Annotated in this window: 10 protein-coding genes; 6 read left to right on the forward strand and 4 right to left on the reverse strand. The window is 45.0% G+C overall.

The features are described 5' to 3' along the window. Positions 1-147: 147 nt before the first annotated feature. The 3 genes from dusB (at position 148) to AB4496_RS10565 (ending at position 2558) form a co-directional block, all read left to right on the forward strand. Entirely contained in the window at positions 148-1116 is a 969-nt protein-coding gene (gene dusB, locus AB4496_RS10555; RefSeq protein ID WP_009844689.1) for a tRNA dihydrouridine synthase DusB, read from the forward strand. Positions 1117-1139: 23 nt separating this feature from the next. Further along, the gene (fis, locus tag AB4496_RS10560; RefSeq protein ID WP_004729744.1) at positions 1140-1436 is read left to right on the forward strand and encodes a DNA-binding transcriptional regulator Fis; all 297 of its coding nucleotides are present in this window, start codon (positions 1140-1142) and stop codon (positions 1434-1436) included. 171 nt (positions 1437-1607) lie between these two features. Beyond that, entirely contained in the window at positions 1608-2558 is a 951-nt protein-coding gene (locus AB4496_RS10565; RefSeq protein WP_009844688.1) for a GGDEF domain-containing protein, read from the forward strand. A gap of 48 nt (positions 2559-2606) precedes the next feature. On the opposite strand, the gene zntR is transcribed toward AB4496_RS10565, so the two are convergent. Continuing rightward, positions 2607-3047: a Zn(2+)-responsive transcriptional regulator gene (gene zntR, locus AB4496_RS10570; RefSeq protein WP_009844687.1), complete on the reverse strand. Its 441-nt coding sequence runs from the start codon at positions 3045-3047 to the stop codon at positions 2607-2609. A gap of 324 nt (positions 3048-3371) precedes the next feature. Here zntR and purH point away from each other — a divergent pair, with 324 nt between their 5' ends. Beyond that, entirely contained in the window at positions 3372-4982 is a 1611-nt protein-coding gene (gene purH, locus AB4496_RS10575) for a bifunctional phosphoribosylaminoimidazolecarboxamide formyltransferase/IMP cyclohydrolase (protein ID WP_009844686.1), read from the forward strand. A 282-nt stretch (positions 4983-5264) separates the two neighbouring features. Further along, positions 5265-6554, forward strand: coding sequence for a phosphoribosylamine--glycine ligase (gene purD, locus AB4496_RS10580; protein WP_009844685.1), 1290 nt, complete (start codon positions 5265-5267; stop codon positions 6552-6554). A 168-nt stretch (positions 6555-6722) separates the two neighbouring features. Here the strand turns inward: purD and AB4496_RS10585 are convergent, their stop codons facing one another. Together AB4496_RS10585 and hupA are read right to left on the reverse strand one after the other, a co-directional pair. Further along, positions 6723-7421, reverse strand: coding sequence for a DUF1481 domain-containing protein (locus AB4496_RS10585; protein WP_009844684.1), 699 nt, complete (start codon positions 7419-7421; stop codon positions 6723-6725). Positions 7422-7467: 46 nt separating this feature from the next. Beyond that, entirely contained in the window at positions 7468-7740 is a 273-nt protein-coding gene (gene hupA, locus AB4496_RS10590) for a nucleoid-associated protein HU-alpha (RefSeq protein ID WP_004729753.1), read from the reverse strand. 270 nt (positions 7741-8010) lie between these two features. Between hupA and AB4496_RS10595 the strand changes: the two genes are divergently transcribed. After that, a complete protein-coding gene (locus tag AB4496_RS10595; protein ID WP_009844683.1) occupies positions 8011-9162 on the forward strand; it encodes a CNNM domain-containing protein in 1152 nt (383 codons plus the stop codon). Positions 9163-9242: 80 nt separating this feature from the next. On the opposite strand, the gene AB4496_RS10600 is transcribed toward AB4496_RS10595, so the two are convergent. Then, positions 9243-9830, reverse strand: coding sequence for a YjaG family protein (locus AB4496_RS10600; RefSeq protein WP_009844682.1), 588 nt, complete (start codon positions 9828-9830; stop codon positions 9243-9245). Positions 9831-9958: the final 128 nt, after the last annotated feature.

Genomic DNA, 9958 nt, shown 5'->3' on the forward strand with positions numbered 1-9958 from the left:
AGGCTAGGTAAGACTTTGGGCGCTAATTGATTGAAATTTAAACGAATTACAAAAACAAATTGTAAATGCTCAAATATTAGTCTTTTCACGCAGCGAAAAAATGCGTAAAATGCGCGCCCTTGCTGGTACAGAACTGTGATGACATTTTTGAAAATCGGAAATTATCAACTTAAGAACAATCTAATCGTCGCTCCTATGGCTGGCGTAACGGATAGACCATTCCGTGAGTTGTGTCTTCGTTACGGTGCGGGGATGGCAGTCAGTGAAATGATGTCCTCCAATCCGAAAGTTTGGAAAACGTCAAAATCTCAGCAGCGTATGGTACATGAAGGCGAATCGGGCATTCGTTCAGTACAAATCGCTGGTGCAGATCCACAGCTTATGGCCGAGGCTGCTCAATTCAATGTTGCTAACGGTGCGCAAATCATCGATATCAATATGGGTTGCCCAGCAAAAAAAGTGAATAAGAAGCTTGCGGGCTCAGCCCTGCTTCAGCATCCAGAACTCATTGAAGATATTCTGAAGGCTGTGGTAAATGCTGTCGACGTTCCAGTAACGTTGAAAACGCGCACAGGCTGGGATACAGACAATAGAAACTGTGTCCAAATCGCGAAAATAGCCGAAGACTGCGGCATACAAGCTCTTGCCCTTCACGGGAGAACTCGCGCTTGTATGTACAAAGGTGAGGCAGAATACAAACACATTAAAGCAGCGAAACAAGCAGTATCTATTCCGGTTATCGCTAACGGTGATATCGATAGTCCGGAAAAAGCGAAGTTTGTGCTGGAGTACACCGGCGCTGATGCTTTAATGATAGGTCGACCTGCCCAAGGGCGTCCTTGGATTTTTAACGAAATCCTACACTATTTGGAAAACGGCACCACGATGGACCCACTCCCGATTTCGGAAGTGAAAGACATCATGCTTGGTCATGTGCTCGCTCTACATGAATTTTATGGAGAGTTTTTAGGCCCTCGCATCGCTCGTAAGCATGTGGGTTGGTATCTAAAAGAGCATGAACAAGCGAGTGAGTTTCGCCGTACCTTCAACGCATTCGAAGCAGGTGATCTGCAGCTTGAAGCGCTAGAAGGTTTTTTTGATAACGTTGCACCATAATTACGAGAAGAGCTAGACCGAATATGTTCGAACAAAATCTGACTTCAGAAGCATTGACAGTAACTACAGTTACATCACAAGACCAAATCACGCAGAAGCCACTACGTGACTCAGTTAAAGCATCATTGAAAAATTACCTTGCTCAATTAAACGGTCAAGAAGTCAGCGAGTTATACGAATTAGTATTAGCTGAAGTTGAACAGCCACTACTAGACACTATCATGCAGTACACTCGCGGTAACCAAACTCGCGCAGCAACCATGATGGGTATTAACCGCGGTACTCTTCGCAAGAAACTTAAAAAATACGGCATGAACTAATCGTTCTTTCGTAATTTATTGAATTAGAAGCCGAGCTCTTTATTGAACTCGGCTTTTTTTTGTTTATATGGCAACAAGCGAACAATTATCAATCAATTAATGAGATGTAACGATTGATAACGTAATCACTACCGATATAATGACCCATTAATCTAATCGTCTGGAAGCTACATGCTTGATATGAAAAGGGAAGAATGGCTTAGCACACTGATCCGTGAACTGCCTGATCGTCATCTTCTGTTGGATACATCCGGACGTATTGTTGAAAACTTTGACAATCCAAATCACCACACAGTTTCAGAACTGTTGCCTCCCTCGGTTGAAAAGCAGCTATTAGAGGCGGCAAAGCAAGCTTATTCCAGTCGCGAAATTCAATACATTCAATACTCTCTTGCGCCCTGTCAGCAACTTCAGCTTTCTATTGAACAACTTTTCGCTCAAGGTGAAGAATCAGACGATCGATATTTTGAATCGACATTAAAGCCATTGTATCTCTCGCCAGAAAAGCAATACGTGCTGTGGCAAGAGCGAGATATTACTAAAGCACAGCAACGTGAAGCTGAGCTGATAGAACTCGCTGAAATCGATGAGCTAACTGGGATTTTAAATAGACGAGCCTTTTTACTTGGGTTGGAAAAAGAGTTCAGTCAACCGCCTAAGCAAAGCTTAACTTGTTTGATGATAGACATAGACCACTTCAAAGAAATCAATGATCAAGTTGGCCACCTCTCTGGTGATGAGGTAATCGTTCAAGTCGCGAGTTTATGCCAACAGTCAATAGACTGCGATGATTATCTAGGTCGCTTGGGTGGCGAAGAATTCGGTGTCATTCTCACACACACCAGTGCCATTGAAGCTTATTACGTTGCAGAGACGATTCGTAAAACGATTGAATCAACACCATGCACCGTAGACGGCCACATCATCTACCCAACAGTCAGCATCGGTGTTGCTGAATACACACCACATCTTAAAACCATAAAAGAACTATTGGCTCAAGCTGATAGAGCCATGTACTCTTCAAAGCAGACTGGCCGCAACCAAGTCACGCTTTACCATAATAACCTACCCACTTTAAAAATTGACGCTCAACTAAGAGCCAAAATACTGCAAGCTTCCTAGGGTTATCAACCATAGTAAACCTCTCTCCCTAACGGGGGACCTTCTCAGCTATTTACCATCAGCAGCACAGCATGAGCTTTGTTTATCTTCGCTCGCCAAAGCACCTAAGATAGAACAATGGCTCGCATCGTCATCTACATGTCCGCAGCAAGCATCATTAATCTTCTTTAATGCCGTGCGTATTCTGCCAAGTTCACTGATTTTTTCATCAATAAGTGTCAGCTTTGCCGTTGTGATGGCTTTCACTTCCGAGCAACTGTGCTGCGTTGCTTCCAAGCGAATCTCGAGCAATTCCTTAATTTCATCTAAACTCAGCCCTAACGCTTTAGATTTAAGAATAAAGGTCACCTGTTTTTGATTGTTTTCATCATATAAGCGATATCCTGAGTCACTGCGACTGGCAGGAGCAATCAGGTTACTTTTTTCATAAAACCGTAAGGTATCGGCTGTCACACCGCATCGTTTCGCTAATTCACCGATCTGAAACATGTTTTTTCCTACTGTTCCGTCCATTCCACAATTAACCTTATCGTTACTTTTCAGGCTGAAATGGCACTTTTCATAATTAATTTTGAGATGCCAAACGATTGCGCGAGCTTTTTTGTAATAAATTAGTTAGAATCTGCGCCATCAAATTTGGAGTTGGTTATCTTATAGCTTGATTATAAGAACACCCCAAAGGTCTTTACCAAAACTGGCCAATATTTTATCTCTTACTGGTATCTAAGATACTCCACGCTAAGAAGATAGAAACAAGTTCTTTTTTGGCAAATATCTTTATTTTAACCCCATGAATTTGAGGAAGATGGAAGCATGAATAACGCTCGTCCAATTCGCCGCGCTCTCATCAGCGTATCAGACAAAACTGGTATCGTTGAATTTGCACAAGCTCTTGCTAACCGTGGTGTAGATATCCTATCTACCGGTGGCACTGCTCGCCTGCTTGCTGAAAAAGGCATCTCTGTTACAGAAGTATCTGATTACACTGGTTTCCCAGAAATGATGGATGGCCGTGTTAAGACTCTGCACCCAAAAGTTCATGGTGGTGTTCTAGGCCGTCGTGGTCAAGATGATGACGTGATGGAAACTCACGGTATCAACCCTATCGATATGGTTGTTGTAAACCTATACCCATTCGCAGAAACCGTTGCTAAAGAAGGTTGTACCCTTGCTGACGCTGTTGAGAACATCGACATCGGCGGTCCTACAATGGTTCGCTCTGCAGCGAAAAACCACAAAGACGTAACTATCGTTGTTAACGCACACGACTACGAGCGCGTTGTTGCTGAAATGGACGCGAACGAGAAATCTCTAACGCTAGAGACTCGTTTCGACCTCGCTATCGCAGCATTCGAGCACACAGCTTCTTACGACGGCATGATCGCAAACTACTTCGGCACTATGGTTCCATCTTACGGTGCCTCTCTACTTGATGAAGAAGGAAAGAAGGCTGATGAAGAGTCTAAATTCCCTCGCACGTTCAACCAACAGTTCGAGAAGAAACAAGACATGCGCTACGGTGAGAACAGCCACCAAGCGGCAGCATTCTACGTTGAAGCGAACCCTGAAGAAGCGTCGGTTTCTACTGCTCGCCAAATCCAAGGTAAAGCGCTTTCTTACAACAACATCGCTGACACTGACGCAGCACTTGAGTGTGTGAAAGAGTTCGACCAGCCAGCATGTGTAATTGTTAAGCATGCTAACCCATGTGGTGTTGCACTAGGTGAAGACATCCTAGAAGCTTACGACCGTGCATTCAAAACAGACCCAACGTCTGCATTTGGCGGCATCATCGCTTTCAACCGTGAGCTAGACGCTGCAACAGCAACGGCTATCACTGAGCGTCAATTCGTTGAAGTTATCATTGCACCATCTGTTTCTGCGGAAGCAGTAGCAATCGTAGCGGCTAAGAAAAACCTTCGCCTGCTTGAGTGCGGTGAGTGGACAACTAAGACAACTGGTTTTGACGTGAAACGCGTTAACGGCGGTTTGCTAGTTCAAGACCGCGACCAAGGCATGGTGTCTGAAGATGACCTTAAAGTGGTTTCTAAGCGCCAACCTACAGCTGAAGAGCTAAAAGATGCCCTATTCTGCTGGAAAGTAGCGAAATACGTTAAATCTAACGCTATCGTTTACTCGAAAGGCGACATGACAATTGGTGTTGGCGCTGGCCAAATGAGCCGCGTTTACTCTGCGAAAATCGCAGGCATCAAAGCTGCAGACGAAGGTCTACAGGTTGAAGGTTGTGTGATGGCATCAGATGCATTCTTCCCATTCCGTGACGGTATCGACGCGGCAGCAGAAGCGGGCATCAAGTGTGTTATCCAACCGGGCGGCTCTATGCGTGATGACGAAGTTATCGCAGCAGCAGACGAACACGGCATGGCGATGATCTTTACGGGCATGCGTCACTTCCGCCACTAATTTCCTCTTCGTATTTGGCACTGTGGCGTCGTTAGCTGCTTTCGCCCACCCCGGTCACATAGTGGACTATGCTTCCGGGGATGGGCTCAATTGCTGCCTAGCCACATCACCAACTACTTTGAGCAAAACTTATAATTTTGTTTTTTAAATATTCCGATATTTGAAATACGTAGAGCAAGTCAGCGACTTTAGTTCAAGGAAAACACGCGGAGCTTATGACCATAAGTGAGCATGTTTGACACAGAAATAAAGGCTCTGAAGCAGCTATAAGGATTTTAAAACATGAATGTACTTATTATTGGTGCTGGCGGTAGAGAACATGCTTTGGGTTGGAAAGCGGCACAAAACCCAAACGTTGAAACAGTATTCATTGCTCCAGGTAACGCAGGTACTGCGCTTGAACCTAAACTTGAGAACGTAAACATCGGCGTTGAAGACATCGCAGGTTTAGTCGCGTTTGCTCAAGATAAAAAAATCGAACTGACTATCGTTGGCCCTGAAGCACCATTGGTTATTGGTGTTGTTGATGCATTCCGCGAAGTTGGCCTACCAATCTTCGGTCCAACTCAAGCGGCAGCACAGCTTGAAGGCTCTAAAGCATTCACCAAAGACTTCCTAGCTCGCCATGAGATCCCAACAGGTTACTACTCAAACTTCACTGAGATTGAGCCAGCTATCGCTTACGTTCGCGAGCAAGGCGCTCCAATCGTAGTAAAAGCTGACGGTCTTGCGGCGGGTAAAGGCGTTATCGTTGCGATGACACTTGAAGAAGCTGAAGACGCAATCAAAGACATGCTAGCAGGCAACGCATTTGGCGAAGCAGGCAGCCGCGTGGTAATTGAAGAGTTCCTTGAAGGCGAAGAAGCAAGCTTCATCGTAATGGTTGACGGTTCTAGCGTTCTGCCTATGGCCACTAGCCAAGATCACAAACGTGTTGGCGACAAAGACACTGGCCCTAATACTGGCGGCATGGGTGCTTACTCTCCAGCTCCAGTGGTAACTCCTGAAATCCATAACCGCATCCTTGAGGAAGTTATCTATCCAACGGTACGTGGTATGGACGCAGAAGGCGCTCCTTACACTGGTTTCCTTTACGCAGGACTAATGATCGATGCTGACGGCACGCCTAAGGTTATCGAATACAACTGCCGCTTTGGCGACCCTGAAACGCAACCTATCATGATGCGTATGGAGTCAGACCTTGTTGAACTTTGCCTAATGGCTATCGATGAGAAGCTAGACGAAGCAGAATCAAAGTGGGACCCACGCGCTTCTATCGGTGTTGTTCTTGCTGCTGGCGGTTACCCTGCTGACTACGCAAAAGGTGACGTTATTTCACTGCCAACCAGCGAAGTTGAAGGCCAAAAGGTTTTCCACGCGGGTACGACAAATAACGAAGCTGGCGACGTTGTGACAAACGGTGGCCGTGTACTTTGTGCAACGGCACTGGGTAATACGGTTTCTGAAGCTCAGGAGCGCGCTTACGCGTTGACGAAGCAAGTTAGCTGGAATGGTATGTTCCACCGCAATGACATCGGTTACCGTGCGATTGCGCGCGAGCAAGAACAGTAATCAATCTTGTTACTCGCTTACTTTCCAATAACAGTAAGCAAATGACAGAAAAGGCGCCTCGATAGGCGCCTTTTTTATCACTCAATCTCTCTAGGAATCTGTACCTGTACAGACAAATCAGCACTTGGCCTACAGCAAGCCAAATACCCTCAATCCTTTAGTTGATCGCTATTCTTTCAACAATGACGGCCTAACGACACAATCATGGCTGTCTTCAGCCAGCATCAGTAACTCTTCTACGCTCATCTTACCTAGTGAATCACTGCCAAGAAACGCCGCATAGCTTTCCACAGACGCCAATCGATCGATCACGAAGCTTGGCAAGGTCTGATTAAATTCAAAGCGATCAAACTCACCACCAGCACACGTTTCAAAAGAACGACCATTCCAGTAACCCTGAACCAGTCTTAGCCCTTCGTCATGCTGCTTCATCGTAGTTTCTAAAACCGACTTGGCTTCTTTCTGGTAGCTTTCGAGTTGCTTAACTTGGATAGGTAAAATTTTGCTATCAATACGATACTGCTGATATACAGCTTCGCCTGACTTATTAAAACGCACATGGACACTATACGGAACCAGCTCATTAGAAGAATTACGTTGCTCACCTTCACGAATAAATTCACGAAGTATACCTTCCGACCAAGCATAGTCCGTTTGGTACCAGCCGTAATCGCCTACAGTGACGTAGTCAGCTGAAGTATGAGGTTGTGTTAGCTTGTTTGTAACCCAGTAGAAACTTGTCGCGTCGCCCATGACTTGGCCGCCGGTGTGAGTTTCAAATTGCTCTAGGTTTTTGCGAGGGCTGGTTGATGAACAGCCAATGAGAAATGTAGATAATAGTGAAACGAGAAGAAATGCTTTTTTCATAAAACCTGTACCGAGGTGGAATACGACTACCTCGGTACAGTTTAGATTATTTCACTGAATCTTTCAGCGCTTTACCTGCAACAAATGCTGGAACATTTGCAGCAGCGATTTGGATCTCGTCACCAGTTTTTGGGTTACGGCCAGTGCGAGCTGCACGGTGGTTTACTTTAAAAGTACCAAAACCAATTAGCTGAACTTGATCGCCATCTTTAAGAGCATCTGTAACACCGCCAAGAGTCGCTTCTAGAGCAGCTTTAGCTTGTGCTTTAGAAAGGTCCGCTTTTTCAGCAATAAAGTCGATTAATTGAGTCTTGTTCATTTTAGGTTTCCCTTCTTTGTATTTTTGAATTCGATTCACTCTAAAACATAAATGCCCCATCTGGCAAAGGTTTGTCGTCGATCTTTAGCTCTAATGCCGTAGTTTTAGCCATAATATGAGTAATAACTCACAATTTGTTACTGATTTTACTGAGCAAGCCCTTGTTTAAAAGGGGCTGAGAGCAAAATTAATGATGACCTAGCCACTACTTATTCTCTATAATCCACGCTGAATCGCTGCTAAAGCGTACAATTTAATTTAAGGGCAAACATGCTGCTGCTAACTATTTACGTCTCCATTGCTATTGGAGTTTCTTTCATTTGTTCTGTTTTGGAAGCTGTACTTTTGAGTATTAGTCCGAGCTACATTGCTCAACTAAAACAAAATGGGCACCCTGCAGCAGAGTCATTAGACAAACTGAAAACCGATATTGACCGCCCACTTGCGTCAATTTTAACGCTCAACACCATCGCGCACACCATAGGTGCAGCGACAGCGGGTGCACAAGCAGCAGTCGTTTTTGGTAGCCAATGGTTAGGCGTATTCTCTGCCGTATTAACTCTGGGTATTTTAGTTCTGTCTGAGATTGTTCCAAAAACCATTGGCGCAACCTACTGGCGTCAACTTGCTCCAGCATCATCAAATGTGCTTCGCTGGATGGTCTTTTTCCTAACACCATTTGTGTGGTTCTCAGAGCAAATTACCAAACGTTTAGCTCGCGGCCACCAGGCACCAAAAATGCGTGATGAGCTATCTGCAATGGCTATTTTGGCAAAAGAGAGCGGTGAATTTGCTGAAGGTGAATCAAAAATTCTGAGCAATCTGTTAGGTATTCAAGATGTACCCGTGACTCAAGTCATGACACCACGCCCTGTTGTATTCCGCGTCGATGCAGAAATGAGTGTCAATACGTTCCTAGAACAACACAAAGACACGCCATTCTCACGCCCACTGGTTTACAGCGAGCAAACTGACAATATCATCGGTTTTGTCCACCGCTTAGAGCTGTTTAGATTGCAGCAAGCGGGTTGTGGTGAGAAGGCTCTGGGTGAAGTGATGCGCCCTATCCACGTCTTGCTAAACAACATGGGCTTAGCTAAGGCCTTTGACCAAATGATGGCAAACCGCCTGCAACTGTCTTTAGTTGTGGACGAGTACGGCACAATTCAGGGCATCATCACCCTAGAAGATATCTTTGAACACCTAGTGGGTGAAGAGATTGTCGACGAAGCAGATAAAACCACAGACATGCAAGAACTGGCGTTCCAACGCTGGGAAACTTGGAAAGAGACACACGGTGTTATCGAAAACCGCGATGAAGAGGACGAGCTAGAAGAAAAAACTCTAGCAGACAACGACACCTCAGACTCAAAGTCAGCGGATGAAAGCAAGGTTCAAAAAGAAGACAAGAAAGACGCTTAATCTAAATTTGATAGCGTCAGATACAACAAAGGCTCCCTAGGGAGCCTTTGTTTCTACTCGTACCTTGATGCAATTGCAGATTATAGTGCAACACCAATGTTACTGACCGGGTCTTCACGCAGTTCGTGACGTAGGTCTTTGATCAGCTCTAAGTCACGCTCAGTCGTTTCACGTAGAGGTCGGAAAATGGCCCACTGAACGTCCCACTCTTCACATACCGCTTCGTTTTCTTTCTGGTTTTCGTTCGTCACTTCTTCAGCGCCTTGAGCAAACTCAAGCTCAGCAACCGTCTTCACCGATTGTTGACTCACTTTAATTACCGCTTCCAACATATGCTCACGATCAAGTAGACCATGGATTAATGTTGCTAAGCCTTGGCATGCGTCCATTGCAGGGTAAACACCATAGAAATCAAAATCATCTGCGCTAGGGAATAGCTCTTCTACTTTCTCAAGTTGACGCTCAAAGTTCACCTTTGCCGTTTTAACGGTTAGGACTTCCCAAATGCTATCCAAAACATCACGGTAGATTCGAGCTTCCGCAAATTCTGTATTCTCACAAAACATGGCATAGTTAGGATACATACGCTCACATAGACACGCCATAAAAGTAATTTGTTGCCAAGGTTCTAACTTTTCAAGACGAACCTGCAGTGGATTCTGAAGCATAGTCACTCAATAATTGCAGAAAAAGACAGCGAAAGTGTACTTGATAAACCCTGGGGGGAAAAGGTAAGCCGATGAACAATTTTACGAATAAGCTCTATATTCTTACCGATCGTCATGCTCGGTAAGAA

The sequence above is a fragment of the Vibrio sp. 10N.222.46.A1 genome (assembly GCF_041473595.1).
GTDB classification, from domain to species: domain Bacteria; phylum Pseudomonadota; class Gammaproteobacteria; order Enterobacterales; family Vibrionaceae; genus Vibrio; species Vibrio tasmaniensis_A.